A 26,945-nucleotide genomic window follows, 5' to 3' on the forward strand; every position below is an offset into this window, starting at 1 on the left:
ATACTAGTCTAATATAGACTGTATCGAAATACGTAACGCAATCTGCGTTAGATACAGTTGCAAGTTTTTTCTTAATTTATTACTGGAGATAAAATATGGCTATTGTTATTCAGGGATTGGGTAAAGCCCTTCCCTTAAAAGAGATGAAAAATACCGATTTTCCGCCGGAGCTCGACACATCGGATGAGTGGATCAAGAGTCACACCGGAATCAGCTCACGCCGGATTGCCGGAGCAGATGAAACGAGCGCATCGCTGGCATATCAGGCATGTACGGAAGCGCTTAAAAACAGTAAGACTTCCGAGCCTGTAACGACAGACAAAATCGACCTTATTATTTGCGGCACGGCAACACCCGATTTTCCGGGTTCCCCGTCAAATGCCTGCCTTATTCAAAATAAATTGCAAGCAGTGCATTCGGTTTGCTTTGACCTAACGGCAGGGTGTTCCGGCTTTATCTACGCGCTGGACACGGCGGCAAGTATGATGGAACGGCACCATTGGAGATTTGCACTTGTGTGCGGGGCGGAGGTGCTTAGCCGTATTATGGACTGGACAGACCGTTCCACGTGCGTCTTATTCGGTGACGGTGCGGGCGCTGCGTTGCTTGAGAACACATTTGAGCCTTCCGGACTGGGCATCGGCGCTACCATACTGGGTGCTGACGGAACGGGGGCTGATAAGCTCTATATTTCGCCCGACCGCCGTGTACACATGAACGGCAGGGCTGTATACGATTTTGCTGTCAGTCATATTACCGAAACGGTGAAAACGCTGCTTGCAAAGGAACACTTGAAAGCCGACGATCTTGATTTAATCGTATGCCATCAGGCGAACGAGCGGATACTGGAAGCCGCATCCAAACGGCTTAAAATCGACTTCGGCAAATTTGTCCGTAATCTTGAAAACTACGGAAATACCTCGGCAGCGTCCATCCCCATCACCCTTACCGAGCTGATGGAACAAGGAAAACTGCATGAAGGTATGACCATACTGATTACCGGTTTCGGCGCGGGTCTGACATGGGGCGGCGCTATTATCCGGTTCTAATGTCTAATATAATTTTAAGATTACTATAACCATAGTCATAGAAGGAAAATGATGGAATACATTTTTTTGTTTTCGGGACAGGGTTCTCAGTTTAAGGGAATGGCTGAAGATATTTGTAAGGAATACCCGTCTGCTCGCGCTGTCATCGATGAGATGAGCAAGGCTTCGGGAGAGGATATCGCGTCTTTCTTGTGGAACACGGAACCGGAAGAACTTGCACGCAGCGACCGGAGCCAGATTGCAATCACCGCGATGCAGGCTGCAATTATTACCGTCTTGCGAGAACACGGTATTACGCCGGCTGCCGCCGCGGGGTTCAGCCTAGGTGAATTTTCAGCGTTGTATGCCGCAAAGGTCTTGGACCTTGTAACGATGACAAAGCTGGTAACTTTGCGCGGAAAAATCATGCAGAAATACTGCGAAAAACTTGATGGGCAGAGTAAAGCGTCCGGCAGCGGGTGCGGTATGGCGGCGGTACTCAAACTTGATCCTGAGCGGATTGTCGAAGTTTTGAAACCGTATTCCGATCCTGCGACGGGGATTGTCTTTGCAGCAAATTTGAATAGTCCGATGCAGACCGTTGTATCGGGAACAGCCGAAGGGCTTGATGTCGCAGAAAAACTCTGCAAGGAAGCGGGAGCAAAACGCTTTATCCGGCTTGCGGTTGCAGGGCCGTTCCATTCGCCGCTGATGCGCGGTGCAGCCGAAGAATTTTCCGCAGTGCTGCAGGATGTTGCGTTCAATGATCCCGTTATTCCGATTTTTTCAAATGTTACCGGAAAGCGGCTTTTAACCGGCGAAGAAGCGAAAAAAAACGCCGTACTGCACCTAACGCGTCCTGTGCGCTGGCTTGAGGAAGAGCGGGAAATCGCTGCGCTGGCAAATGCGGCTACACTGTTGGAAATAGGGCCGGGCATGACGCTCTGCAATCTGTGGCGGGACAGCGGCTGTGCAGGAAACTGCCGCCCCACCGGTACCGCTGAACAATTATCGGCTGTGATAGACGGCAGCCGTTCATAAGAGGTTTATATGTTATTACAAGGGAAGAAAGCATTGGTAACCGGTTCTTCACGCGGAATCGGGAAAGAAATAGTCCGCAGGTTTCTCGAAGAAGGAGCTGAGGTATGGGGGCTCTGTACAAAGCCCTCTCAAGGAAAGGCGGAAATGGAAGCATTCGCTGCACAGCACAACAGCGTATTTCACGAGATATACACCGACTGCGGAAATGCCGAGGAACTGACCGTTACGGTAAAAGAGGCACTCAAGCAATCCGGTGGATTCCATATTTTAGTCAACAACGCGGGGATTACGCGGGACGGGCTGTCGTTCCGTATGCCGCAGGAGGACTGGGACGCTGTATTGCGCGTCAATTTGACCGGGGCTTTTTTAACATCGCAAATCGTCTCTTCCGATATGTTGCGGAAGCGGGAAGGTTCCATTATTAATATGGCTAGTATCGTCGGTCTACACGGACAAGGCGGACAGGTTAACTATGCGGCAAGTAAGGCAGGCTTAATCGGTATGACCAAAAGCCTTGCAAAAGAGATCGGCAGCAGAGGGGTGCGTGTCAATGCGATTGCGCCCGGCTATATCGAAACGGATATGACATCGTCATTACCGGAAGATATGCGGAAGAATTGGATAGAAACCGCTATTCCCTTAAAGCGCGGAGGAACGCCGCGTGATGTTGCAAATGCGGCTGTCTTTTTAGCATCCGATTTATCCGTGTATATTACCGCGCAGGTACTCGGCGTAGACGGCGGTATGGGTGCCTAATCATAAGGAGAAAAGAATGAGAAGAGTTGTAATTACCGGGCTTGGCGCCGTTTCCGCTTTGGGAAATACGGTTGCGGAAACATGGGAAGGAATAAAAGCAGGCCGCTGCGGAATCGAGAAGATTACCGTCAACTATGACCCAGGAGATGATAGGGTAAGAATTGCGGCTGAATGTAAAGCGTTTGATCCTACCGTATTTATGGATAAAAAGGATGCCCGTAAAATGGCGCGATTTTCGCAGCTTGCAGTGGCGGCAGCGGTACAGGCAGTAGCGGATGCAGGACTTTCAAAAGAAACGATAGAGGGCGACCGTACCGGCGTGATGATTGGAAACGGTATCGGCGGTTTTGAAATCCATGAAAGTTCGTTCAAAAAATACTTTGAAGCGGGGCACTCGCGGATACCGCCTCTCGCTATTCCGCTGCTCATTCCGAACGAGGCAGCAGGCAACGTCAGTATGCATTTCGGACTACACGGCGTTTCGTGGACAATTACGACCGCTTGTGCTTCCAGTACCGACGCTTTGGGCAATGCCCTCGATTTAATCCGCTCGGGTAGAATGGATATGTGCCTTGCAGGAGGAACCGAGGCCGCAATTACAGGGTTCGGTATCAATGCATTCAGCGTACTGCAAACGCTCGCGTCGGATTATAATGATGAACCGCACAAAGCCTGCTGTCCCTTTGATAAAAAGCGAACGGGTTTTGTGATGGGGGAAGGCGCAGGTATCCTCATTCTTGAAGAATACGAACATGCAAAGAAGCGCGGTGCAAAGATATATGCAGAACTTGCAGGCTACGGCGGCTCCTCCGACGCATATCACCTGACCAGCCCCGACCCTTCCGGTGTCAACGGAGCTTTGGCGATGACGAAGGCCTTGGAAGACGCAGGGGTAAAACCGGAAGATGTGCAGTACTATAACGCGCACGGAACATCAACCCCGATTAACGACCCCTCCGAAACCGCGATGATTAAAAAAGCGTTCGGGCAACATGCATATAACCTGAAAATCTCTTCAACAAAGTCGATGATTGGACACTGTTTGGGAGCTGCCGGCGCGTTGGAAGCAATTATCTGCGTAAAAGCAATTGAAGAAGGCTTCTGTCCCCCCACCGTGAACTTAACGGAACCTGATTTGGAAGCAGGGTGCGATCTGAATTACCTGCCGCAAAAAGGCGTTTCCTGCACGATCGATTGCGCCGCATCCGGTTCGCTCGGTTTCGGCGGCCACAACGGCGTGTTAGTGTTCAAAAAAGTAAAATAGGAAAAAATGGGCAACCGCATTAGGAATATTTCAAGCGGTTGCCTTCCTTTTGAGATGCGCGAAATTTTAGATAAAATTTCGCGCTATTTATTTAGAAGAAGGAGAAAACGATGACAAAAGATATTGAAGCCTTGCTTCCGCACCGGAAGCCGTTTTTGTTTGTCGATGAAATTATCCGTGCCGATGATGAAGGTAGCGAAAGCCGGTATACCTTTAAGCCGGAAGAGTTCTTTTTTAAAGGACATTTCCCCGAATATCCGGTAGTGCCCGGCGTTGTGTTGGTAGAAACAATGGCTCAGGCAGGCGGCGCCGCACTGAGTTCTATGGGCAAGTTTGAAACAGGTGCGCTGTTCTTTTTGGCGACTATCGATAAGGTAAAGCTTCGTGCACAGGTACGCCCGGGAGATACGGTACGCATCGAGGTAAAAAATTTGCGGGTTTCATCCCAGATGATTAAGCAATCCGGTAAAATCTATAACGGTGATGCTGTCGCTGCGGAAGCGGAGTGGATGTGTTTGGTGGGAAAGGCCTAGTTTCCTTTTTAAAATATACGGCACACCTACTCTGACAGGATGTCCGCGGGTATAAGCAGTAGCAGGAACTGTCCAAAAGCTGAAGTTTTTGGACAGTTCTATTCAATAAGCTATTTACAAACAGCTCACGGAAATGAGCAAAATACGTTATCAGTTATCTGTTCAAAAAGTCGATAATACGCTGCGCTACCAGTTCACGCTCGACATCGTCGGTAACAATATGACTGCTTTCTTCCAAGATAACATACTCATTCGGCGCCCTGAGCAGCCGGTCGATAAGTTCTTTTTCCTTAAACGGTACCGACTGATCCGATTTTGATAAAACGGTTATTACCTTTGACCGGATATTCGGAAGCTGCTGAATAGCCATCTTCTGCAGTTTGTACAAGTCCGCGGCCTTGCCGACGTAATCATAATTGCAATAATTTTTAACACAATCATAATATTCGGGTTCTTTATAAAATGTTTTCCCTTCCGTTGGAATGGTCTGTATAAAATATTTTAAGTACGGTGTCAGTTTGATCCGCGAGTCGGCGGCCATAAATGCGGGCGCACAAAGGAATATTTTTTCAGGTTGGAATTTTGCCGCGAGGAGCGCAGTCAACACGCCCCCCATCGAAAGCCCGCCGACATATACCGTCTGATATGCTTCGGATAAATTGAGATATTCGTCATACACACGCCGCAGCCAATCCTTCCACGAACTTGCGATAAAGTCCTCTTTGTTTGTTCCATGCCCCGGCAGGCGCGGGATCGATACGGTGTATCCCGCCTTATGCAGTTGTGTACCGAGCCACAGCATTTCCCGCGGAGAGCCCGTATACCCGTGTATCAACAAAATGGCTTTATCCCCGCCCTGAAAGAAATGAGGTTTGGTGAACCGATTTATTTTTGCCGGATTATTATCATAAAACATCTGAAGCTCCTATTATTTTGCATATAAACAATACCCCCTTATCTGCCTTTTGTAAATAGAAAATTGATGCGGTTATTGCCGTTTTATGCTATACTAGAGATATTCGATAACTGCGTTTTCGAACAGGTTTACTGCACCGGAAGGAGTTTTTTATGAAAGTGAATATACACCGGCTTTTAACGGAAGCGAAGGACGCTATTCCGCAGGCCGAGTGGATCGGGTTACGGCGGGTTACCAACTATCTGACTGGGTTTTCCGCTATCGACGGTAAATTTGACGAGGCGGCCGGCGGCTCCGACGAGGGAGTTATGCTGGAGGTGCTGTACAAGGGAACGTTTAGCTATGCGGCGACAGCCGATTTGAGCAGCGGCGGTATCAAGCGTGCTGCGGAGCGGGCTTTTGCGGCGGCACTGGCAGCGCAGCCTTACGGCATCCACCGTTTTGACCAAACGATGCGCCCCGCCGCGCAGGTACGCTATGCCACAAAGCGTGAAAAATTAAGCGGGATTCCCGCCGCCGAAACGGTGGAGCTTTTGTGCAGCATCTGCGATGCCGCAAAGGTTTCTTCAAAGATTATTCAGACCGCCGCTTCCTGCGAAACGGGTATCTGCGAAACCGAAATGGTTTCTACCAACGGAGCCGATATCCGGCAAACCGTTCGGTTCGGCGGTATCAGCATGAATGCCGTTGCACGGGAAGGAGATGTTATCCAGCAGCGGAGTGCGCACGGACGTTCTGCGCTCACTTATCAGGGCGGACGGGAACTGTTCAATCCTGCGGCGCTGCTTGAAAAGGCTCGTAAGGCAGGCACGGAAGCAGTCGAGCTGTTGACTGCCGAGCCGTGCCCCAACGGTAAGCGGACGCTCGTGCTGATGCCCGACCAGATGATGCTGCAAATCCATGAAAGCGTCGGGCACGCGCTGGAAATAGACCGCATCCTCGGCGACGAGCGCAACTATGCAGGCGGCAGTTTTATCACACCGGAAGATATCGGCAACTTCCGCTACGGTTCCCCGCTGATGAACGTCGCATTTGACCCGACCATCGCGCAGGAGCTGGCAAGCTACGGGGCGGACGATATCGGCAACGCTGCGGTAAAAGAATACCTCATTAAAGACGGCATTTTGATACGGGTGCTCGGTAGTTTGGAAAGTCAAAAACGGTCGGGACTCCGGGGCGTTGCAAACCAGCGCGCCTGTTCATGGAACCGTCCGCCCATCGACCGGATGGCAAACCTCAACCTCGAAGCGGGAACGAGCAGCTTCGACTCCATCATCGCCTCAATCGAAAACGGCATTCTGATGTTCTCCAACCGTTCATGGTCGATCGACGATTACCGCAATAAATTTCAATTCGGCTGCGAGTACGCCAAGCTAATCGAAAACGGCAAACTGACAAAAACCGTCCGCGACCCGAACTACCGCGGCATTTCACGATACTTTTGGAACAGCCTCTGCGCAGTCGGCGACGAAAGCACCTTCGAGGTGTTCGGCACCCCGAATTGCGGCAAGGGCGAACCGAATCAGGTGATACGGGTAGGGCACGCAAGTCCCGTATGCGCATTCAGCGATGTTGAAGTATTTGGAGGCGGAAAATGAGTTGTGATCAAGAAATGATGTGTGAAATGGATTCCGATTTTAAATGGCATTTTGAGTCTCTTGCAGACTTTTTCTTCGATGAGCTGTTGCCCACTGAACAAGCGTCTCTAAGCTACGACGCGGAGGACACTTACTTCCTGCGGATGAATCACGCTAAGGTGCGGCAAAACGGTTTTGTGAAACAGGCGGCAATTTCGATTACTCTCTATAAAAACAAGAAAACCTATCGTTTTGCACAAGGGTTGAGCAGCCAGCTTGAACAAGATAAGGAAACACTTGCTGCAGCGTTGGAGAATGCACGCAGTATTATCGCGCAGCTTCCCGAAGACCCCTATCAGTCTATTCCCACTGCAAGCGACGATTCCGAAACAATCTATGACGGTGCGCTGCTTCCGCAAGAGATAATAGAAAAGACGCTGCTTGAGCGTGTGTCGGATTTGGATTTTGCCGGGCTTTTTTCGCAAGGGATGATATGCCGCGGGGCTGCCAATACGGCCGGTGCGCGGCACTGGTTCCAAACAAAGACCTTTACGCTCGACTATTCGATTTGGCTGAAAAACGGACGTGCGGTAAAAGGCTTGTACGCAGGGCGCGACTGGCAGCAGGCAGAATACGAAAAACGCATCGCCGATGCGCGGCAGAGTTTGCAGGTGCTTGCGCTTGAACCGAAAAAAATCGAGCCGGGCAAATATCGTGTTTTTATCGCTGCGGATGCGTTGGTTGATGTTGTAGAGTTTTTCTCGTGGAACGGCTTCGGAGAGCGGGGAATGCAGCAGGGTGAAAGCGCCTATCTTGCATTAAAAGAAGGGCGGGAGCATTTTGCCGATTCCTTTAATTTGACGCAAGATTTTTCCATCGGTGTAGAACCGTCGTTTAATAGTGAAGGAGAATCCGCTCCCGAAAAACTAACCGTTATCGAAAAAGGAAAGCTCATTCATACCATCGTGAGTTCCCGCTCGGAAAAACAGTACGGTATAAAGGCAAACGGCGCCGATTCAAGTGAAAGATTCCGTTCCGCAGCTATCGGGGCGGGGACGCTCGCCGAAGCGGATGTACTCAAAGAACTGGGAACCGGCATCTACATTTCGAACTTCCACTACCTTAACTGGAGCGATCCGGCGACTGCCCGCGTAACGGGAATGACCCGCTTTGCCTGTCTCTGGGTGGAAAACGGAAAAGTTACAGCCCCCATTGCGGATATGCGCTGGGATGAATCGCTGTACAATATGTTCGGCGCGAATCTCCTTGCGCTCACCAAAGAACGGAAACTCTTTGTAGAAACAAGTACCTACGAAGAGCGCGCAGTAGGCGGATGCCTCTTGCCCGGTATCTTGGTTAAGGATTTTAACTGCACGCTGTAGAAGTTGCCGTTTTGGTGAGCATTTTTTCGTGCATAAAGATCATCACAATTAAAATCACCGCCAAATAGAGCGGCATCAATGCGACACCGATATGATTTGCAACCAACCCGAAGATCGGCGGCATCAGACAGGTTCCGGCATACGCGGACGCCATCTGTACCCCGATCATCGCTTGAGACTTATCTTTTCCGAATTGTGCAGGTGTCGCATGGATAATCGAAGGATAAATCGGTGCACACCCCAAGCCGATAAGCCCTAACCCGAGCAGGGGCAGTACCGTTGTTTTTCCGAACGAAAGGAACAGCAGCACAACACCTGCGCCGATGCCGCTTTGTCCAAGCCGGATCATTTGCGTATCGGTTAATTTGAAGGTTAAAAATCCGCTCAAAAATCTCCCCGCAGTAATACCGATAAAAAAGAGGCTGGCGAGTCCTGCGGCCTCTTTTTCCGGAAGCCCTCGGTGTAAAACCAGATAACTGCTTGTCCATAAATTTGCGGTTTGCTCTACAGCACAGTAACAGAAAAAGGTAAGCATAATTTCTTTTGCACCGGGAATGGCAATTACCTGTCTGAGGGGGAGCGGTGGCGCTTTTACATCCTCATCCGTAGTGCCGTCTGTTTTTGGTTGCTTATTCCAAAGCGGCAGACTCACCAGTAGTACGGCGGTTAAGCAGGTTTGTAGCACCGCAATATATCGATAGCCCATATTCCACGGCTGACCGCCGGTCAGAACAGCGCCCATAATGTACGGACCTATTGAGGCGCCTATCCCCCACATACAGTGCAGCCAGCTCATGTGCCTGCTGGCATAATGCACTGCTACATAATTGTTGAGGGATGCATCAACACTTCCGGCACCGAGTCCGTATGGTATCGCCCACAGGCACAGTGCACTATAGGAATGGCTGACCGAAAAACCGAAGAGTGCCGCTGCTGTTATCAAAACACTGAATGCCGTTACTTTTCCCGCACCGAAAATCTTTGTCAACCGGTCGCTTTGGAGGCTGGAAACAATAGTTCCGCCTGCAATAATCATAAAAATAGCACCGGAATAGGACACAGGGACAGAAAGCTCCCGATACATCGCCGGCCATGCGGAACCTAACAGAGCATCCGGCAGTCCAAGACTGATAAACGCTGCGTAAATGATTGCGAGCAATATATGTATCATAATTTTTTCAGTATACTGCCTTGATCACTTCTTGCGCAATATCAGTATCGAACACGGAGGCATTTGCAGGCCTTTTAACGTATCGGAATGATAGACTCTTCCATCCGTCAGGCTCTCATACTCACCCGTCGGGATGGTATGCAGCGAAACAAAGCCCTGAGCAAAATCGGAATTGGCGATAATCAATAGTTGTTCTTCGTTGCACTCGCGCCAAAAGCCGAATTGCCGGTTTGCAATAAACTCCTGCCGGTACGAACCGCGCTGTAAGGCGGGATGTTGTTCGCGTATCTTTGCAAATGTTGTAATCGAGGTGCGGATAAACCCTGCATCAAAACCGGGGGCAGTAAAATCCGGAAGCGCCCCGAACGGCGGAAGCGGCGGACGCAGTTCATAATCGCAATTATGGCTCCGCACCCCTCTGATGCCGTACTCACTGCCGTAGTAAATGGATGGAATACCGGGAATGGTAAAAAGCAGTCCGTACAAAAGATGAATATGCTGCTCCGGCTTGTTGAGCACACTGACCGCGCGGTTTACATCGTGGTTGTCCACAAAGTTGTACAATGCACTCTCCCTGTACATCCCTCGTTCGCTATTGTATTCCCTGTCCAAATTATACAAAAGCTCATACATATTCTGATCATTCAAACACGACCAGAGCGCTTTGTAAATTTGATAATTTGTTACCGAATCAAGCCTGTTGTTCCGCGTCCATTCGGCATAGTCGCCATGCACCACCTCACCCATCAGCCAAAAATCAGGCTTAATACTTCGGCAAAAAGCCCCCAGCGCATCCAGGAAGTTTTTGCTTAACACATCCGCCGCATCAAGCCTGAGTCCGTCTATGCCGAATTCTTCAATCCACATTTTTACCGCACCAAAAAGATGCTCCTGCACTGCGCCGCTATCACCATTCAGCTTAACCAAATCCTTGCAGCCAGCCCAGCCTTCATACTCAAAGCAATCCCCCTGCGCACTCCGCCGGGAAAAATCAAGATTGACATACCAATCCTTATAGGCGCTGCCGTCCCCATGCCGCTGAATATCCTTAAACGCAAAAAAATCCCGCCCCGTATGATTAAACACCGCATCCAGCACCACCGCAAAGCCCTTCTCATGGCACAGCCGGCAAAACTCCTTAAAACGCTCATTATTCCCCAGCCGGCGCTCCACATGATAATAATCCACCGTATCATACCCATGCGCCGTTGACTCAAACACCGGCCCAATCAGCAGCGCATTACACCCCAACGCCCGAATCTCATCCAACCGCCCCGCCAATTTTTCAAAAAAATCCCCCGCCGGACACGCAAAGTCATTCCGCTTAGGACAATTCCCCATCCCCAGCGCATAAATATGATAAAAAACCTTATCTGAAAAAACTTGAGCCATAGCCCCCTCCGTTATTTGTTTTAATTTTTTTAGTTTTGGGCGGCTTTTTGCTTCCAGCAAAAACCAGGCTTTTCGGGGTTCCGCCTTTCGGCTCCATTCCTCCGGAACGGCTTCGCCGCCCCTACAATCCTTTCCGTAAGCCTTTTGAAAAGAGACGATGTAGATACAAGGAGCTAGCTGAAAATAAAGCGCAGGCGTATCTTTGATACGTTGAGCATTTATTTTCAGCGTACGACGCAGTAGATGCGTCGTATATTTTCAAAAGGTTAAGCGACGCCGTAGACAAAACTATGCACAATCCGATAAATCGTTTGATCATCTCTAGGCAGTTTGTGCTGCACACACAGCAGAGCTACTGAAATGACATTATTGTGGAACAAGATTGAGTACAGCTTCTCTTTCCCGCGCATATTGCCGAACTCGTTTGCGGATTTTATAAAAAATGCTGCAAATACCGAATCAAAACGCTGTTTTAACGGTGCGTAGACTGCCTCGGTTTCCGCATTACCGGGAGCATTTAAGAGTACGCTGTGCAGATTAAAAAAATCCGGATTTTCAACTGCAAAATCGATTACTGCGGTCAGAATGCGTGTCAGACTTTTAAGAAAATCGTGCTCATACACCGCCGCATCACCCAAACGCTGCAATAGCTCCGCGCCTTTGGTATCCGCTATTGCCTGTAAGAGTCCCTGCTTGCTTTTGAAAAAATAGTACAGGGTCGGTTTTGTAATACCGGCGTTATCACAAATTTCCTGTACACCAACTCCCTCATATCCTTTTTGAGAAAAAAGACGAATGGCTGTGTTGAGAATTTCATCTCTGCTGTTATCGTTTGTTGTACTATTCATATTATATACCGACTGGTATATAATATACCGAGCGGTATATGAATTGTCAATACCTAACGGAAAGTCTATCCCCTATTCTGCAGGATTGTTAAAAAATGGTCTGATGCGTTTACCCTGTTGCGTTAACACGGTTTTTGTCTTAAAGTATTCTGCAGACAAGAAATTTATCATAATAGGATTTTTTTATGAATAAAATAAAAATCAGTATTGTATGCATTGCCCTTACCGCATTGCTTCTGTTTACCGCCAGCAGCTGCTTTATCGTAGTTAATGGTCGTGTCCGTGGAAATGGAACGTTGAAAACGGAAAGCTTTTCTCGAAGTAATTTTGATTCCGTTTCCATCAGTGGCGATTGGATGGTCGATATACGACAGAGTGAAACTTTTTCCGTTACCATTGATGCTGATGAAAATCTCTTCAACTATTTATATGTAGATGTTTCTAATAATATCTTGCATATCGGCTTTCAGCACGGATATGTTATCGGGTGCTCGAACTGCAAAGCTATTATTACCATGCCGGTCTTAATACAATTAACAGCCTCCGGTTCGCTTACCGGTACCGTTTCATCATTCAATATACCCGGACGTACGATGTCGGTAGTTGTTTCCGGATCCGGTGATGTTGTTGCACGTGATATTACCGTAAAAAAATTAAAGCTGAACATATCCGGTTCGGGTTCTTTTGGAGCAACAGGGAAAGCTCAAAGTTTAGAGGGCAGTATTTCCGGTTCCGGCAATATAAAAACGACTCGTCTGGAAACCGAAGATGCCGATATTTCCATTTCCGGCTCCGGTTCTGCAAAAGTATGGGTTACGACGTTTTTACGAGCCGATATCAGCGGTTCAGGTTCGGTCGGTTATAAAGGCAATCCTCTTATGATTGACCGCCGAATATCCGGTTCGGGCAGCATATATCCTCTATAGGGTTCGCAGCAAAGGGACGAAAAAGAGACTGAAATGAAAACAACTGAGGCTCACACACGTTCTTTTTTATGAATGGACAGGGTGTAATCGGTACGGTATAATAAAAAAATGATTGTAAGCAAAATCCCCGGCATTGAAGCTATTGCATTCGATATAGACGGTACGCTCTATCCCGCATGGAAGCTGACGCTGCGTGCTGTTCCGTTTTTTATCCGCCATATCCGTTTTATGAAAGCTTTTGGAAAAGTCCGCCATATTTTACACGGATATAGTTCATCTGATCCGGATAAAGTGCTGCCGGATTTTTTCAATGTGCAAAATGAACTATTGGCAACTCATCTTAATATCTCCCCGCAAGAAGTAGGCGATTTTTTAGACAGAGAAATATATAAGGGGTGGAAAAAGAAATTTGTGCGTATTCGTCCGTACCCTTTTGTAAAAGAAGCGATCATGCGATTAAAAGAGGCAGGGTTTAAAATCGGTATTCTATCGGATTTTCCGCCCGAACAGAAAGGTTCCGTATGGGACATTCTTCCGCTCTGCGATGTTGCACTGGATTCCGAAGCGCTCGGCGCTCTTAAACCTTCCCGTATTCCTTTTCTTAAACTAGCCGAAGCCTTGAACACGCCGTGCGAACGAATACTGTATGTCGGGAACAGTAAAGCGTATGATGTCGCAGGCGCTTTTTCAGTCGGTATGAAGACCGCTTATATCCAAAATCCGCTTATTTCATTTTTGAGAAAAAAACCGCCGTATGCGGATATTTCCTTTTCAAACTATCGTCAATTCTTAAACTATGTGCTATAATATAATAGGTAGGATAATTTTAAAAACCGCTGTTTTTAGATGTGTCCGATCTATTCATTAAAACAGAATTTATTTTAAGTAAGGGTGGAACTTAGAATGTCAATGCAACTTTTGGCCTCCGCGATAACGCTTATGCTTTCTCTGATGCTGATTCTTTTTTTTCGGCAAATGGATAAAAACAGCCGTTCGATAGAAAAAGCAAAAAAATACGGCGACCGTGTTAAAGATGAAATAGAAGGGTTTGTTAAGGAACGGACGCAGAATTTGCGTGATGCGGCGATCGAGCTTGACGCAAAACTTTCACAGGCGATTGCGGCTGTTAACCGGCTCGATTCCATATATAACGATTTTATGAAAAAATCCGATGTGTTGACTGCCCGTTCATCATCCATCGATGCAATAGAAAAAAATGTTGCGGGAGCAGAAGAGACTATTAAAACCGTTATGGATATGGCTGCCCTTGCGGAAAAAAATCTTGCGCGGGTTAGTCAGGAATCCGACTTTGTCGATTCACTTGCAAAAAAAATTACGGATGCACGGAGTGAGTTGAGCCATATTTCAAAACTGATGCCCGAAATGCAGGACAGTTTTTATAAGCAGAATCGTGAACATCTACAGATGCTTGAAGAACAGCTTACTGCGGGTTTTAATAATACCATTAGCGCTTTTGAAAACAGGGTTTCTAGCGCAGAGAAAAAAAGTGCGGAATTGCTCGAGGTAACCTCAATCCAATTGAATGACCTGTATAAAAAGGCGTTTACGGAGGCGAGCAAAAAAGCGCAGAACCTGGGTGATGAATCTTTTGCTAAACTACAGAACCAGATGGAACTACAGATGCAGCAGTATAAGGCAGCGCTTGATGATCGTTCTGCAGCGCTTGAAGCGGAGATCACTGCCGGTATGGCCGAAAATAAAGCGCTTGCCGAAAAGTTTAAACAGGATTGGCAAGAAGAAGCGGATAAACTTGAAAGCGCACTGCATTCGCAGTTCAGCGCTGCGGAGATTGCATTTACGCAGCGCATCACAAATCTTGAAAAAGGATTGGAGAAAACCGAGGCGGATATGCAGAATACGAACCGGCAGCTTGATTCGCGCCTTACCGAGTTTGAAACGGGATTGAATGCCCGCCTCGAAAAGACCGCTGCAAAGGCTGCTCAAAGTATTACCGCGCTTTCCCAATCGGCAGATACAAAGTTTGCCGAATATAAAAAACAAGCGACCTACTATTACGAAAAATTTGATAAATCTATTGCCGGTATCGATAAGCTTTCTGCCGAAATGGAAAAGGCACAAGAGTCGGTGAAAGACCGGCTTTTGCAGGACTTCGGAAAACATACCTATACCATGCAGGAAAAATATAACGGCTTCGAAAAACATTTTTCCGAACGGGCAAATGCGCTTGCCGGTCGCTTGCAGGAGATAACCGAACAGCTAAATGTGCTGCGGGAAGAATCTCAAGCCGCGCTTTCCGAAAAACTGCGTCTCTTTGAAACCGATTTTTCAAGCGAATTGACCCGCCGCAGCGATGCGCTCAGCGGAGATATCCAAAAGCTGCGGAACGATGTTACCGAACGGCTTGCGCTGATGGGGTCGGAAAGCGAGTCTGCCCGTAAGGATCTGGAAGATGCGTATAAACAGGATTTAAAAGCACGGCTTGCGCAGACGGCAGAGGAATACAAGGGACACTTTGCCAAATTCAAAGAAGATATTGCCGCAATCGAAGAGGGAATTGCCAAGCGTATTACGGCAAGCGATGAAGCGCTGCTCGCCTATAACACTCAGTTTAAAAATATGATGGATCAGACAAAGGAAAAAGCTCAAACATATATGCGCAATGAGCTTTCCGGTCTCAAGCTTGAATTGCAGGAATCGATGCGGCAGCAGAGTGTCGAAGTTGAAAATGCTACAAAAGAGGTAAAGAATTGGCTTGATACCGTTAAACAAGAATCAGGCGGACAGCTCGATGCGGCTAAAACCGATTTTGAAACATGGAAGGCTCGCATCGACCAACAGTTGGCAGAGATGCGGGCTACGGTAGACGAAAAGGTTGCGAATTTTACCGCATCGACGGAGCGGGCTATCGAAGGCATCGGCTCAAAATACACCTCGTACTATAAAGATTTCAGCGTGAAAAGCGATGAAGCGCTTAAACTGATGCAGCAAAGAATCAATGATCTGAGCGCAAAGGTGCAGAGTGCCGAAGAAGAATTTTCTGCACAGGTGCGCAGCGTTACCGAAGCCTTTACGCGCGATGCCGAACAGGTTACCAATGAGCTGGATAAACGGATCAACAACGCGACGGGAGAAGCAAATCATTCGCTTGACAACATACGGGAGCTGGTACACGGTCTTCGCAGCGAAGTGGAAGAAACGCAGCATGATTTATTCGAAAAGATACGGCGCGATTCCGATCAGCTGACCGCAACCGTTGAAGAAATCGATAAGCGGCAAAATGCCTTTATTACGCAGACACGCGTGTTTGATCGTGCGGACGAATTGAAGGCCGACTTGGAACAGAATATCGAAAAGCTGAAAGCGGAAGTTACCCGTTTTGAAATCTACCGCAATACAATGGATGACCTGAATTTGAAATACGAAAAGGTAACCCATCTCGAAGAGGAAGCGACACAAAAAATTGCCCGATTTATGGGTGAACGTAAAAACATTGAAATTTTGGAAAATGACTTTGCAAAACTGACGGTGCTTTCCGAATCGATGGATAAAAAACTTGTTGAGCTCGCTTCGGCTGATGATGAATTACAGCGCTATCAGGTACAGATTCGGCGTATCGAAGAAAGCATTGCCGATGTGAATACCCGCTATGACCGGTTGGAGAAAAAAGGTACTGTGCTCGACCAAACAGTGCAGAGTATCGATGCCGCCTTTGAAGATTTAAAGACGGTTGAAAAAGATATTAAGTCGGTACAGAGTAAGCTCTACACCATTCCGCCGGAATTGCAAGATATTCAAGAAAAGATGGAGTATCTTATTTCCAACCAGGAAAAAGCAGAGAAGGCGCGGGAGCAGCTTGATACCATCGATGAATTGCTTGGAGAGCTTGAGGGCCGTATTGAAAAACTGCACAATGCCCGCGAATGGCTGGCCGGCACCGAGACTCGCTTACAGGACATATCGAAAAATTCGGAAAACCAGCTGAAGCTGCTTGCAGATTTGGTTAAGACTGAAAAGCCGGTCAACAAGACGGAAGGCTCAACAGCAGTGGGTACTCGTGAGAATGTGTTGAAGCTCTTTAGAAGCGGATGGACGCAGGACGCTATTGCCAATGCCCTCAATCTATCGCAAGGAGAGGTACAGCTCATCCTAGAGCTTGCTGAGAAATAAGCTGACGCCTAAACGTGATGGTGCGAGAGCGCGTTTACCGCGAAAGAAGACAGGTGCACCACACGGCGGCGGCTGTACCGCTGCCGATAACGCCGACCCCCTCACCGGTTTTTGCTTTGACAAAAATTTGATTGATTTCTACCGATAGAATTTCCGCAATAGACCGGCGGATTGCCTCGCGGTACGGCAGAATTTTCGGCTTTTGGATCGCAATAACGCAATCGGCGTTTTCAAGCTGCCAGCCTGCTGCCCGTACCCGTTCCCACACTGTTTTTAGGAGCATCCGGGAGTCGGCATTCTTCCACTGCGGATCATTCGGTGGGAAAAGCTCGCCGATGTCGCCAAGACAAGCGGCTCCGAGTAGGGAATCCGCAAGAGCATGGAGTAGCACATCTCCGTCTGAATGCCCCGCTTCCCCTTTTTCAAAAGGAATATGAACCCCGCCTAAGATTAACGGTCTACCCTCTACAAGGGTGTGGAGGTCATAACCTAAGCCAATTCGTATCATAGTGTCTTCCTTAAAGGTCTTCTCGATAAGTGATTTTTTTGTTTTCTCGTGATCCGGGGCAGATGTAAACAGTTCCGCAATATCGTGCGTAGATTTCGCTGTCGTCCGTGTAGATGTTGCCGTCGTTGCAGGCTTGGCGGTGGGCGTAGAGCAACGGTTCAAAGCGGAAGCCTTGCGGCGTTTGTACGGCGGCGAGCCGGTCTCTTTTAAGGTGCCGGATAATCTTTCCTGTTTCGTCCACTTCTTTTTGCGTATCCGTTACGGATATGGCAGGGACCGCCGCTCCGTATTGTTCGGTTGCCGTTAATACCGAAGTAATCACTTCGCCGGAAACCCACGGCCGCGCTCCATCGTGTACCAGTATAGAGGTTATGTTTTTATCTTCGAGCGTCAATAACCCCTTGTACACCGACTCCTGCCGGCTCGCTCCCCCTTCAACGATATGAAGACTATCTCGATGTGCATCGAAAAAAGAGGAAAGCCGTGTATCGGTACTCAACAGCGAATAGGCTGCTTCAACTTTGCCCTGCGGCACGGTTATGACATAACGGCCAAAGCATCCTGCAGATACAAAAGCGTAAAGACAGGCGGACAGTACCGATGTATGCGTATCGGAAGGTAAGGGAAGAAATTCTTTTTTTTCTCCAAAGCGTTGAGAACTTCCGGCAGCTGTAATTAGAACGGCATTATTCGTCGTCATCGAAATCGTCTTCGTCGTCTATATCATTCATATCGTCGCCAAATATATCAGTATCAACTTGATCTTGTTTTTCGACAGGAGCATTTTTACTTAAAACCTCCAGATATGAATGAATCATCGCTTCAATTTCCGATTTCGGTTTTTGCAGTGCATAAGAAAGCTCATCGTAAAAAATGCGATATGCGGAATCGTATAATTTACGCTCTTGGATAGGAAGTTCTTTTATTTTACTGCGGTGGTAAAGTGAGCGGACGATGGATGCATTGTCTAAAATGCTCCCCGTTTTGAATAAATCGAGGTTCATTTGATACCGCATCTTCCAATCACTGGGAATGGGGTCAAACTTTTCGGATAAAAATGCCAGTGCAGCCTGCGCTTCATCGGCAGAAACGATTGTTCTAATACCTAACTCGGTCGCTTTGAGCGCAGGCACAAGAACCGTCATGTCGGATTCATCAAAGTAAATGACGTAATACGTCAGCATTTCATCTTTGAATTTTTTTTCGCTGATTTCGACGATTTCTCCGACACCTTGACCGGGATATACAACCCGTTCTTTCACTGTAAATGAACATTCAGTCATATGCTGGTGTTATAGCATAAAAAAAGGCTTTGGTCAAAGGACTCTGTAGGGTAAACGCATCAGATTGTATTTTAAAACCCCGCAGAAGAATAGAGGCTGTCCGCCCAGAGTTGAACCTCTTCGCGGTTCAAATGGTCTCACAGTCTCAATTTTTCTGCGATTTTTATCTATTCTACCTGATGCGTTTGCCCTTCTTCGCAAAGAAATTGTGCAAAATTTTATTTCCTTAAAATGCAACAGTTGAACAAAATATGAATTTTGGAAACTGTTGTATTCGTGCGCGAAAAGCGCACACATCAATATGCAAGTTTTCGAAAGAAAACTTGACGGTTAAGGGGAGCGGCGTCATTGTAGACGCTCACCTTATACCTATGAAATTTTGCACAGCAAGGAAGGTAAACGCATTAGGTTGTATTTTAATCTATCGGTGATTATTGTCCGATACTTATACTGAGGCCTATTGCTATGAACATAAAACTGAAAATCGGGATATTATCGGGCATACTGGTGTTGCTATTGCTTATCGCAGCCGGAATTTTCCTGCAAATTTCAAAACCGGCTGATACGCTTGAACGTCAGATTGTACAACTGGCAGGTTACGAACGTAATATGCTTTATGTACGCGGTACTGTTTACCGTTACGGTGTTGCCGGTGTACATATCCCTTCTTCTGTCATTGGTGCTTTAAGTAAGTACGAGCCGACGTTAGTTGCCGTGGAGTATGCCGCAGAGAAATACACGGAAAAGGATGCTGCATTGCGGAGCAGCCTTTCGAGGTATTTTACTTCTGCTCGCTCAATAAATGCGGAATTTACCACGCTGATTAATGATTATAACCAACTGGGTGCGGTAAAGCCGAAACCGTTTGATGAAAAGAAGTTGGAAACAATTGAAAAACTGATCAGTACTCATGTTAATGAATTTGATGCGGTATCCGGTGCATTAGAGAGCGCCGCCGGCCGGTATCGGAAACAGGCAGCAATTCTTTCGGGGATATTGATTTCGGTAACATGGCTGTTAGGTCTTTTTGTTACATGGGCATTGGTACAAACTATTTATACCATCCTGCTTGCCCGTAATGCAAAAAAGCGGATTGTGCTGAAAGCGGGGCCGAAAACCGGTATTTCCGAGCAAAGATTGCCGACCGATTCGACTGGGATACAAAATAAGGCGGATAGTAAGAGCTTATATACCCGTGAAACGGATGTGGAAATAATCGATGAGGGAGGTGCTTTGAAAACCTACGGATCGTCTGATACTGCATCGCAGCGGCGGCTTGCTTCCGGTACAGCGTCTTTCCGCTCGCCTCAATCGGAAGGGGCAATGCAACCGGCACGTTTCACGTTCGGCAACCGCGAAGCAGGAGCTTTTGCAGAATCGGAGGGTGCGGCAGCATCGTGGGGAACAAAAAATCGCACTGATATGGAAAGCCGCTTTACTGGCAGTACGCAGTCCGATATAAAGAATAGCGCTTTTGCTGAAAAACAAGCAGCTCTTCTTGAGCGCAATACTCAGCTGGAACAAAATCTTACCGATCTTCAACGCAGCTATGATTCACTGGAAAAGAAGCATACCGATCTGCAAGCAACATATAAAACGATGCAAGTGACAGCAGAGAAAGCGCGCGATGGATATCATCATTCGGCATCTCAGATGAAAGAAATTCTTTCTTCGGTACAGCAAACCGCTGAAAATCACCGTACCGATTCTGAAACGGCAAAAAAGTTGGTGGAAACATTTAAAACCGGCCATCAGCTGTTCAAAACAACCCATGAGCATCTGCAGTTTATCATCCAAAACGTTTCAAAAATTCAAGAAATGTCTGAAATTATCGAAAGTATTGCAGAACAAACAAAGATGCTCAGCATGAATGCAGCAATTGAAGCGGCGCATGCCGGTGATGCCGGTAAAGGCTTTGCCGTTGTTGCGGAAGAGCTGAGCCGACTTGCGGCTGCCGCATTGGAAAGTTCTCACGATATCGGCGGAACCATAAAACAAGTAGTAACCGTCATTACGGGCATTGGAGCCACCAGTGATGAACTTGACCAATCTTTTGAAAAAATCCACTTGCAAACGGACGCTATTTATACCTCACTGGTTGACTTTTCATCAATGATTGAAAAAACCGGCGACGATGCAAAAACGGCTTTAATGCACTTTTCGACCTTAGAATAGATGTTTTTGAGATTGTTGAGTTGGGAGAACCTCTGAAAGCTCCGTCCGCTTTTGGGGTTCTCTATAGAGAAGATGTTACAGCTGCATACCGCTCAATAGCGCTTTAAGCGCCGTCAGTTCTTCCGTAGTGAGTGTAACCCCTTTTCCCATTTTTTCGTGATCGGGAGACCAACTGCGGAGGTCGTATTTGGGGCTGCGCCCGTTCCATGCCACCGAGTTTAATTCCATCGTCCATCCGCTTTTTGAAGTAGAAAGAATTCCATGTTTTTGTGTAATTTCATAGCTGAATTCATCTGCCATAATTCCCTCCATATATGTGTTATAGCATAATCTCATCGATAGGGCTAGCGAATTGAAATCGTTTTTGGAAAACTGAAATTATTTTACTTTTTTGTTATAACTGCTTGACATAAATGTAATCTTTTGCTAACATATAATCATACAAGAAGTTCCTTGTAAGGAGGTCGTTATAAGTCAAAGGCGTTCGTAAAAAGTATTGATAAGTGTGAATGATTTATACTCTATTTTTAAACCGCTCCATCTTGCATACTCCTGGAGCGGTTTTTTTATGCAATCAATAGCTATGGTACAGGCGAGAGGCCGCACCCGGTTCAAACAAACCGTTGTTCAAATTACAGATAATACAGTATGTTTTCAGAAAGACAAATCTCAATTATAATAGTTACCAAAGGAACCTATTAGATGATACTTTATCACGGAAGCCGGGAAATTGTAAAAAGCCCGGAAATTCGCATTCTTCGGTATAGTAAAGACTTTTACTTTGGTTTTTATTGTACGCTTATAAGCGAGCAGGCGAAAAGATGGGCAGTGAGATTCTGTGGAAAAGGAATAGTGAACGAATATGAATATGTTCAGAATTTCTCTCTCAAAATGTTGAACTTTCCGGAGATGACAGAGGCATGGCTTGATTTTATCATTGATTGCCGGAGTGGGAAATCTCATGATTATGACATAGTGGAAGGCCCTATGGCGAACGATACTATCTTCAATTATATTCAGGATTTCATTGATGGTAAAATCTCCCGATCTGCATTCTGGGAACTTGCAAAGTTCAAAAAGCCTACCCATCAGATAAGTTTTCATACAGCGCGAGCATTGGAGACATTGACTTTTAAGACGGCTTACGAGGTATATGATGAAAAATAATAGTTCGTTATTTTATGTGTGCAGTCTGTTGGAATATATCGGCCGCCTCTGCAAAATTGAGCGGTCAAAACTGATAAATCAACTTGGGAAAAACAATATAAAAAGACTTTATAAAGATGCAGACACGCTTCATTGCGAACCGATTGAAAAAATTGCTGATGAAATTATATCCATTTATAATATAACATCCGGAGACTTTGATAATGTTTTACGGTGTCATTATGAAGTTCCGGATTATTGGACAATCGGCGCAGTATACGAACGCCTTATTGAAGATATTTGTGCAGAAAACAACTCTCTTGATTTTATTGTTGACACAGTGGTCTCTGTTTATTCGTCATGGATTGACGGAGCAATTTCAAATTATAATACGGATTTTTTTTATCAATCCCGTGAGTATATTTTTGAATCATGGAAAGAGGGAGCGCCGGTAGAATAAAAGACCAAACTCCCTCGCTGACGCCTTTATAGTGGCTAAAATTCGCTTTTTCATCTCATTTTAAAAGAAATTAAAAAAGGCTTAGTCTACCAAAATCATATCAAACTTGCCTCACGTAATTCGGTTACTGCATCTGAATCAAGATGGATGAAAAAACTTTCGGTATAATACAGTTGATATTTGTATTGTATTTACACTAACCCTTCCGCACATGAATATGGATGCGAACCTTTAGAGCGAAAGGGAAGATATTGTCTACATTTTACGGATTATTGTTAAATAATTTTCTCACTTCTGCGGCTTCAGCTATACCAAGTTTTTCGTATAATTCTGCTGTTATTTTCAATGAACGGTTAATCTGTGCAGCAGTCATTTGTGTTTCATCTATTGCCTGATATTTTTCAGTAAAAGAATCAAGTTTTTGCTGTGCCTTCATTATCTTTCCCGGATTTTGTTCTTGATATGCTTCTGCAAGTTCATGGAAAATGACTTCCACTTCATCTAAAATTGCATCATAATCCGGTTTCCTATTAACTCTGTTATATACAGTAATGATAGCAATGATTGCTATAAGAAATGCGATATATTTTTTCATAAAAGGCTCACAATTGTATACCGAAAAGAACCAATAATAAAGCAGGCGGTAAAACAGCACCAAGAAAAGAACCGATTACTTGCGGTCCGAATCGCCAGAAAAGTTTCCACTTTATTAATGTAGACGTTTTTGAGTAAATTAAACCGTCCGGCGCAAATGCCTCCTTAAATTTTTGACCGATTTTCCATCCTCCAATAGAAGTAAACAATGGTATAGGTGTTATAATGATCAAGACTAGAACAACCATCATATTTCCGTTTTTCTCAATTACCTCTTTGATCATAATCCCGTGAACAAGTATAGCCATGATTATTGCAATAATATTATTTTTCCAAAAATCAGGCGTTTTAACAAAAGCAGGTATTTCAAAGTTGCTATTCTTACTGTTTGAACTTTCTTCAATATGCGGATTTATCTGTCGTAGCATCTGTATCAGTTCTTGTTCTTCCCCCTGATTCCATGTTTGAAAAGAAATAATTTCATCTGTAGTAAAATGAAAAAATAACTCCATCCCCCGCGCAGTATAAAGTTCTATACTACCGATAGCAAGAGTAATTAGTCCGGGAATGAACTCGCTATTCAACAATAATAAAATCGACAAAAAGATGAATATACATCCTAATATTAAATCCCATATATCCCAATTTTTTTTCATACCGACACTGGTAATAGACGAAATATCCATTGTTTTATCAAAGGTGATTTTACCCTTGCCGATAAAAAGACTTTTCCCTCCAATAAATCTAACCATACCTTCATGGAGAGAAACACAGGTTTGATGTATGGATTTGGGAAGATTTCCTATCATTCGTTTTCGGTAAAAGTTAAAATCAAATGCTTCTGCTTGTGCTCTTAGTTCCTTAAACGATGTGATTTCAACATCAAATCCTTTCCCAAATACTTTCTTGTCATCTGTCATAGAGACGCCTCCTCTTTTAAACAACACTATATTTATAATTATAGCACACGATATAACATTGCTGCAATACTATATTTTATTAAAATTGAATAAATGAGTGTGCTTCTGGAACAACAGCAAAAGGTTATTCTCAATTTACGAAAAGAGCGGGAAAAGCAAGGTTTGTCGCAACTTGAATTGGCTTTGAGAGCAAATATTTCACAAAATATGATTAACTATATTGAAACCGGAAAACGAACACCGAGTTTGGATACGCTTTTAAAAATATGCCAGGCATTAAACATCAGTCCGGCTTCATTATTCTTAGATACGAATGACGAAAAAGAAAAGGCAAAAGACACAATCATGACATTAGTACAGCGGTGGATGTGATTTTACAGATATCTTTATAAATCAACAACTTCGACGCGGCTTGTGAGCATTACCTCTCCGCACGGATAAAGACGGGGCGTTGCGGGGTGTCCTCGCCAAAGACTATACTTCCGTGTATAGTCTTTGGCTGTGAGTTTTTCATTAGAAAAACTCACTACTGCTTAATACCACCGCCATCCATGGCGGTACTGAGGGGGTAGCGGAGGATCGCTTGCTTGAACACAGAAACAGCAGAAGCCGGTTTTTGACCGTGAGGGAAAAACACCGGCTCAAGATACAGGCTGCCGAAATATTTCGGCAGGTTCAAGCAGGAAGCCGGAGCGTAGGGGGAGCCCTCCCCCTCCAAATAACCGCCTAAACGAATAAAAAGACCTAACTATTCCATATCTTTTCCCCACGTTTTATGCTATACTCCCCAGTCTTATGAATACGGAAAATTTGAATCCTGAGCAGGCGAAGGCGGTCAACACGATTAACGGGCCGGTGCTGATTATTGCGGGGGCGGGGTCGGGGAAGACGCGCGTGATTACGTTTAGGATTGCGCATATGCTGGAAAGCGGGATTCCTCAGTCGCAGATTTTGGCGTTGACTTTTACGAACAAGGCGGCGCGGGAGATGGAGCAGCGCATTAAGGAGCTGACGGGCAAGAAGTTACAGAATTTAACGATTAGTACTTTTCATGCGCTGGGGGTGAAAATCCTGCGGGAATATATTGACCGGCTGGGATGGCGGCAGAACTTTAGCATTTACGACGAGGTAGACCGCAATCAGCTGATTAAGGAGTCGGCAAAGGAACTGAAAATTGCAACGGAAACGCTCGATGTGTACGGAGTGGGGACGCTGTTTTCTCAGATAAAGACGGGGCAGAAAAATTTTACGGCGCAGACGGCGGTGTATCGTCCGCTGTATAACGAATATCAGGCGGGGCTCAAGCTGTTCAATGCGGTGGATTTTGACGATTTGATTATGCTGCCGATTAAACTTTTTACCGAGCATCCTGACGTGCTTGCGGTGTACAAGAACCGCTACCGGTATGTGATGGTGGATGAGTTTCAGGACACGAGTATTCAGCAGTATCAGATGATGCATTTGATTGCGGATGATAATGTCTGCGTGGTAGGCGATGATGATCAGTCTATTTATTCGTGGCGGGGGGCGAATTACGAAAATATCCGCCTGTTTGAAAAGGACTTTCCGCATCTGGTGGAGATTAAGCTTGAGCAAAATTACCGTTCCACGGGTACGATTTTGGCGGCTGCGAACGGAGTGATTTCGCACAATACCAACCGGAAGGAAAAAGCGCTGTGGTCGGGGAACGGCTCCGGTAAGCCGATTGAAATTTTTATCCCGGAGAATGAGGCGGCAGAGGCTGATTTTATTGCGGACACCATCCTTACGGAGAAGATGCGCGAGAACCGGAGCTATGCGGACTTCGGCGTTTTGATCCGCACCAACGGCTTGGGGCGCGCGATTGAAGAAGCTTTCCTCGATGCCAATATTCCGTACCGGATGTCCGGCGGCACGAGCTTTTTTCAGCGCAAAGAAATTAAAGACATTATCAGCTATCTACGGGTGATTGCGAATCCCGACGACGACATCAATCTCCTGCGTATTATCAACACACCGCGGCGCGGTATCGGAAAAAAAACGTTGGAAGTGCTCTCCGCAATTGCAACGGAAAAGGAGTGCTCTATCCGCATTGCGATTCATGCACTGCTGGAGCGTCCGCCGGATGACTTCCGCGAAAAGAGCCTTGCCGATTTGGAGGAGTTTGTCGAACTGATCAACTCCGAACGCAAGCAGCTGCTGTCGGGAAAGGGCTTGGCAAATAAGGTACGGAAACTCGTGGAGCGCATTCAGTATTTTGATTATTTGACGCAGGAATTTCAGAAAAACGAAAAAGCGGCGCGCTTTAAGTTTTTGAATATCGAAAGCCTCTTGCAGTCCATCGACACGTGGGAGACAAACCCCGACAACTTTGACCCTTCGCTGTATACCTACCTCAATCGCATCACACTGTTGAGCCGCGATGACCAAAATGAGGAAGATACCGGCGAGGTGAATATCATGACCATTCACGCAGCAAAGGGGTTGGAGTTCCCGGTGGTGTTTATTGCAGGCGCCGAGGAAGGTATTATCCCCCATGCCCGTAGTATGGAAGAAAATGCAGGGGATGTGGAAGAAGAGCGCCGCCTGTTCTATGTCGCCATTACCCGCGCCCGCGACAAGCTCATTATTACGAGCTGTCGGACTCGGCGCAGGCAAGCGGGTTTGCTGGAATGCAGCCCCTCGCCGTTCTTGGAAGAAATTCCTGCTGAGCTGGTGCAGTATCATGAGCCGGAAACGGAACCGGAGGAAGAAGACATCGCCAAGATGTTTGCACAGATGAAAAAGAAGTTTTCCATGTAAGATGTTTATACTGTCGTAAATAAAGTGAAAAGGTGAACAGTTTTAATATGCTTATATGCTAAATCATCTCGTACTAAAAGTCAAGCGGATTTTCA

The 26,945-nt window shown here is 46.3% G+C and carries 25 protein-coding genes; 15 read left to right on the forward strand and 10 right to left on the reverse strand.

Annotation, left to right across the window (positions count from 1 at the left end; all coding sequences use genetic code 11):
* Window positions 1-95: 95 nt before the first annotated feature.
* The 5 genes from E4N65_RS01125 to fabZ all read left to right on the forward strand — a co-directional run bounded on the left by E4N65_RS01125 (window position 96) and on the right by fabZ (window position 4,622).
* Entirely contained in the window at window positions 96-1,049 is a 954-nt protein-coding gene (locus tag E4N65_RS01125; RefSeq protein ID WP_253673646.1) for a beta-ketoacyl-ACP synthase III, read from the forward strand.
* A 51-nt stretch (window positions 1,050-1,100) separates the two neighbouring features.
* Window positions 1,101-2,069 carry an ACP S-malonyltransferase gene (locus E4N65_RS01130; protein ID WP_253674859.1) on the forward strand — a complete coding sequence of 323 codons (969 nt, stop codon included), beginning with the start codon at window positions 1,101-1,103 and terminating at the stop codon, window positions 2,067-2,069.
* 9 nt (window positions 2,070-2,078) lie between these two features.
* Window positions 2,079-2,825 (forward strand): 3-oxoacyl-ACP reductase FabG, encoded by a 747-nt coding sequence (gene fabG / locus E4N65_RS01135; RefSeq protein ID WP_253673647.1) that lies wholly within the window; start codon window positions 2,079-2,081, stop codon window positions 2,823-2,825.
* 16 nt (window positions 2,826-2,841) lie between these two features.
* Complete coding sequence (gene fabF, locus E4N65_RS01140; protein ID WP_044014000.1) at window positions 2,842-4,089, forward strand: beta-ketoacyl-ACP synthase II; 1,248 nt, start codon at window positions 2,842-2,844, stop codon at window positions 4,087-4,089.
* A gap of 110 nt (window positions 4,090-4,199) precedes the next feature.
* Window positions 4,200-4,622 carry a 3-hydroxyacyl-ACP dehydratase FabZ gene (gene fabZ, locus E4N65_RS01145; RefSeq protein ID WP_016522437.1) on the forward strand — a complete coding sequence of 141 codons (423 nt, stop codon included), beginning with the start codon at window positions 4,200-4,202 and terminating at the stop codon, window positions 4,620-4,622.
* A gap of 154 nt (window positions 4,623-4,776) precedes the next feature.
* Here the strand turns inward: fabZ and E4N65_RS01150 are convergent, their stop codons facing one another.
* Window positions 4,777-5,538, reverse strand: coding sequence for an alpha/beta hydrolase (locus tag E4N65_RS01150; protein ID WP_253673648.1), 762 nt, complete (start codon window positions 5,536-5,538; stop codon window positions 4,777-4,779).
* Between the two features lie 152 nt (window positions 5,539-5,690).
* Here E4N65_RS01150 and E4N65_RS01155 point away from each other — a divergent pair, with 152 nt between their 5' ends.
* Both E4N65_RS01155 and E4N65_RS01160 read left to right on the forward strand, forming a co-directional pair.
* Window positions 5,691-7,136, forward strand: coding sequence for a TldD/PmbA family protein (locus tag E4N65_RS01155; RefSeq protein ID WP_253673649.1), 1,446 nt, complete (start codon window positions 5,691-5,693; stop codon window positions 7,134-7,136).
* A complete protein-coding gene (locus E4N65_RS01160) occupies window positions 7,133-8,497 on the forward strand; it encodes a TldD/PmbA family protein (protein WP_253673650.1) in 1,365 nt (454 codons plus the stop codon). Before E4N65_RS01155 ends, E4N65_RS01160 begins: the two co-directional genes overlap by 4 nt.
* Here E4N65_RS01160 and E4N65_RS01165 read toward each other — a convergent pair.
* From E4N65_RS01165 to E4N65_RS01175, 3 genes are all read right to left on the reverse strand, one after another.
* A complete protein-coding gene (locus E4N65_RS01165) occupies window positions 8,481-9,668 on the reverse strand; it encodes an MFS transporter (protein WP_253673651.1) in 1,188 nt (395 codons plus the stop codon). The genes E4N65_RS01160 and E4N65_RS01165 overlap by 17 nt on opposite strands.
* A gap of 24 nt (window positions 9,669-9,692) precedes the next feature.
* A complete protein-coding gene (locus E4N65_RS01170; RefSeq protein ID WP_253673653.1) occupies window positions 9,693-11,060 on the reverse strand; it encodes an alpha-amylase family glycosyl hydrolase in 1,368 nt (455 codons plus the stop codon).
* A 266-nt stretch (window positions 11,061-11,326) separates the two neighbouring features.
* Window positions 11,327-11,908: a TetR/AcrR family transcriptional regulator gene (locus E4N65_RS01175; RefSeq protein ID WP_253673655.1), complete on the reverse strand. Its 582-nt coding sequence runs from the start codon at window positions 11,906-11,908 to the stop codon at window positions 11,327-11,329.
* A 185-nt stretch (window positions 11,909-12,093) separates the two neighbouring features.
* Here E4N65_RS01175 and E4N65_RS01180 point away from each other — a divergent pair, with 185 nt between their 5' ends.
* From E4N65_RS01180 to E4N65_RS01190, 3 genes are all read left to right on the forward strand, one after another.
* On the forward strand, window positions 12,094-12,834 hold the full coding sequence (locus tag E4N65_RS01180; RefSeq protein ID WP_253673656.1) for a head GIN domain-containing protein: 741 nt from the start codon (window positions 12,094-12,096) through the stop codon (window positions 12,832-12,834).
* Window positions 12,835-12,942: 108 nt separating this feature from the next.
* Window positions 12,943-13,641 carry an HAD family hydrolase gene (locus E4N65_RS01185; RefSeq protein WP_253673658.1) on the forward strand — a complete coding sequence of 233 codons (699 nt, stop codon included), beginning with the start codon at window positions 12,943-12,945 and terminating at the stop codon, window positions 13,639-13,641.
* 96 nt (window positions 13,642-13,737) lie between these two features.
* Entirely contained in the window at window positions 13,738-16,983 is a 3,246-nt protein-coding gene (locus E4N65_RS01190) for a SpiroCoCo family coiled-coil protein (protein WP_253673660.1), read from the forward strand.
* 34 nt (window positions 16,984-17,017) lie between these two features.
* Here the strand turns inward: E4N65_RS01190 and ispF are convergent, their stop codons facing one another.
* From ispF to E4N65_RS01205, 3 genes are read right to left on the reverse strand one after another with little or no spacing between them, the layout of a single operon-like run.
* On the reverse strand, window positions 17,018-17,491 hold the full coding sequence (gene ispF / locus E4N65_RS01195) for a 2-C-methyl-D-erythritol 2,4-cyclodiphosphate synthase (protein ID WP_253673662.1): 474 nt from the start codon (window positions 17,489-17,491) through the stop codon (window positions 17,018-17,020).
* Window positions 17,492-17,501: 10 nt separating this feature from the next.
* Window positions 17,502-18,191: an IspD/TarI family cytidylyltransferase gene (locus E4N65_RS01200; RefSeq protein WP_253673664.1), complete on the reverse strand. Its 690-nt coding sequence runs from the start codon at window positions 18,189-18,191 to the stop codon at window positions 17,502-17,504.
* Window positions 18,178-18,774, reverse strand: coding sequence for a CarD family transcriptional regulator (locus E4N65_RS01205; protein WP_253673665.1), 597 nt, complete (start codon window positions 18,772-18,774; stop codon window positions 18,178-18,180). Before E4N65_RS01205 ends, E4N65_RS01200 begins: the two co-directional genes overlap by 14 nt.
* Before the next feature lie 465 nt (window positions 18,775-19,239).
* Between E4N65_RS01205 and E4N65_RS01210 the strand changes: the two genes are divergently transcribed.
* Window positions 19,240-20,949: a methyl-accepting chemotaxis protein gene (locus E4N65_RS01210; RefSeq protein ID WP_253673667.1), complete on the forward strand. Its 1,710-nt coding sequence runs from the start codon at window positions 19,240-19,242 to the stop codon at window positions 20,947-20,949.
* Window positions 20,950-21,024: 75 nt separating this feature from the next.
* Here E4N65_RS01210 and E4N65_RS01215 read toward each other — a convergent pair whose 3' ends face one another.
* On the reverse strand, window positions 21,025-21,249 hold the full coding sequence (locus E4N65_RS01215; protein WP_253673669.1) for a YdbC family protein: 225 nt from the start codon (window positions 21,247-21,249) through the stop codon (window positions 21,025-21,027).
* Window positions 21,250-21,651: 402 nt separating this feature from the next.
* Between E4N65_RS01215 and E4N65_RS01220 the strand changes: the two genes are divergently transcribed.
* The gene (locus E4N65_RS01220) at window positions 21,652-22,116 is read left to right on the forward strand and encodes a DUF3990 domain-containing protein (protein ID WP_253673671.1); all 465 of its coding nucleotides are present in this window, start codon (window positions 21,652-21,654) and stop codon (window positions 22,114-22,116) included.
* Window positions 22,103-22,555: a hypothetical protein gene (locus tag E4N65_RS01225; RefSeq protein WP_253673673.1), complete on the forward strand. Its 453-nt coding sequence runs from the start codon at window positions 22,103-22,105 to the stop codon at window positions 22,553-22,555. The genes E4N65_RS01220 and E4N65_RS01225 overlap by 14 nt, the downstream gene beginning before the upstream one ends.
* A 262-nt stretch (window positions 22,556-22,817) precedes the next feature.
* Here the strand turns inward: E4N65_RS01225 and E4N65_RS01230 are convergent, their stop codons facing one another.
* Together E4N65_RS01230 and E4N65_RS01235 are read right to left on the reverse strand one after the other, a co-directional pair.
* The gene (locus E4N65_RS01230; protein WP_253673674.1) at window positions 22,818-23,150 is read right to left on the reverse strand and encodes a hypothetical protein; all 333 of its coding nucleotides are present in this window, start codon (window positions 23,148-23,150) and stop codon (window positions 22,818-22,820) included.
* A gap of 7 nt (window positions 23,151-23,157) precedes the next feature.
* Window positions 23,158-24,069, reverse strand: coding sequence for a hypothetical protein (locus E4N65_RS01235; protein ID WP_253673675.1), 912 nt, complete (start codon window positions 24,067-24,069; stop codon window positions 23,158-23,160).
* A gap of 93 nt (window positions 24,070-24,162) precedes the next feature.
* On the opposite strand from E4N65_RS01235, the gene E4N65_RS01240 reads away from it, so the two are divergent.
* A complete protein-coding gene (locus E4N65_RS01240) occupies window positions 24,163-24,441 on the forward strand; it encodes a helix-turn-helix domain-containing protein (protein WP_253673676.1) in 279 nt (92 codons plus the stop codon).
* A gap of 423 nt (window positions 24,442-24,864) precedes the next feature.
* A complete protein-coding gene (locus E4N65_RS01245; RefSeq protein WP_253673677.1) occupies window positions 24,865-26,850 on the forward strand; it encodes an ATP-dependent helicase in 1,986 nt (661 codons plus the stop codon).
* Window positions 26,851-26,945 lie beyond the last annotated feature (95 nt).

Source organism: Treponema sp. OMZ 855 (assembly GCF_024181145.1).
Lineage (GTDB): Bacteria > Spirochaetota > Spirochaetia > Treponematales > Treponemataceae > Treponema.

Coding starts and splice junctions, on each gene's coding strand:
- E4N65_RS01125 (WP_253673646.1), top strand. CDS start 96: ATGGCTATTGTTATTCAGGGATTGGGTAAAGCCCTTCCCTTAAAAGAG.
- E4N65_RS01130 (WP_253674859.1), top strand. CDS start 1,101: ATGGAATACATTTTTTTGTTTTCGGGACAGGGTTCTCAGTTTAAGGGA.
- fabG (WP_253673647.1), top strand. CDS start 2,079: ATGTTATTACAAGGGAAGAAAGCATTGGTAACCGGTTCTTCACGCGGA.
- fabF (WP_044014000.1), top strand. CDS start 2,842: ATGAGAAGAGTTGTAATTACCGGGCTTGGCGCCGTTTCCGCTTTGGGA.
- fabZ (WP_016522437.1), top strand. CDS start 4,200: ATGACAAAAGATATTGAAGCCTTGCTTCCGCACCGGAAGCCGTTTTTG.
- E4N65_RS01150 (WP_253673648.1), bottom strand. CDS start 5,538: ATGTTTTATGATAATAATCCGGCAAAAATAAATCGGTTCACCAAACCT.
- E4N65_RS01155 (WP_253673649.1), top strand. CDS start 5,691: ATGAAAGTGAATATACACCGGCTTTTAACGGAAGCGAAGGACGCTATT.
- E4N65_RS01160 (WP_253673650.1), top strand. CDS start 7,133: ATGAGTTGTGATCAAGAAATGATGTGTGAAATGGATTCCGATTTTAAA.
- E4N65_RS01165 (WP_253673651.1), bottom strand. CDS start 9,668: ATGATACATATATTGCTCGCAATCATTTACGCAGCGTTTATCAGTCTT.
- E4N65_RS01170 (WP_253673653.1), bottom strand. CDS start 11,060: ATGGCTCAAGTTTTTTCAGATAAGGTTTTTTATCATATTTATGCGCTG.
- E4N65_RS01175 (WP_253673655.1), bottom strand. CDS start 11,908: ATGAATAGTACAACAAACGATAACAGCAGAGATGAAATTCTCAACACA.
- E4N65_RS01180 (WP_253673656.1), top strand. CDS start 12,094: ATGAATAAAATAAAAATCAGTATTGTATGCATTGCCCTTACCGCATTG.
- E4N65_RS01185 (WP_253673658.1), top strand. CDS start 12,943: ATGATTGTAAGCAAAATCCCCGGCATTGAAGCTATTGCATTCGATATA.
- E4N65_RS01190 (WP_253673660.1), top strand. CDS start 13,738: ATGTCAATGCAACTTTTGGCCTCCGCGATAACGCTTATGCTTTCTCTG.
- ispF (WP_253673662.1), bottom strand. CDS start 17,491: ATGATACGAATTGGCTTAGGTTATGACCTCCACACCCTTGTAGAGGGT.
- E4N65_RS01200 (WP_253673664.1), bottom strand. CDS start 18,191: ATGACGACGAATAATGCCGTTCTAATTACAGCTGCCGGAAGTTCTCAA.
- E4N65_RS01205 (WP_253673665.1), bottom strand. CDS start 18,774: ATGACTGAATGTTCATTTACAGTGAAAGAACGGGTTGTATATCCCGGT.
- E4N65_RS01210 (WP_253673667.1), top strand. CDS start 19,240: ATGAACATAAAACTGAAAATCGGGATATTATCGGGCATACTGGTGTTG.
- E4N65_RS01215 (WP_253673669.1), bottom strand. CDS start 21,249: ATGGCAGATGAATTCAGCTATGAAATTACACAAAAACATGGAATTCTT.
- E4N65_RS01220 (WP_253673671.1), top strand. CDS start 21,652: ATGATACTTTATCACGGAAGCCGGGAAATTGTAAAAAGCCCGGAAATT.
- E4N65_RS01225 (WP_253673673.1), top strand. CDS start 22,103: ATGATGAAAAATAATAGTTCGTTATTTTATGTGTGCAGTCTGTTGGAA.
- E4N65_RS01230 (WP_253673674.1), bottom strand. CDS start 23,150: ATGAAAAAATATATCGCATTTCTTATAGCAATCATTGCTATCATTACT.
- E4N65_RS01235 (WP_253673675.1), bottom strand. CDS start 24,069: ATGACAGATGACAAGAAAGTATTTGGGAAAGGATTTGATGTTGAAATC.
- E4N65_RS01240 (WP_253673676.1), top strand. CDS start 24,163: ATGAGTGTGCTTCTGGAACAACAGCAAAAGGTTATTCTCAATTTACGA.
- E4N65_RS01245 (WP_253673677.1), top strand. CDS start 24,865: ATGAATACGGAAAATTTGAATCCTGAGCAGGCGAAGGCGGTCAACACG.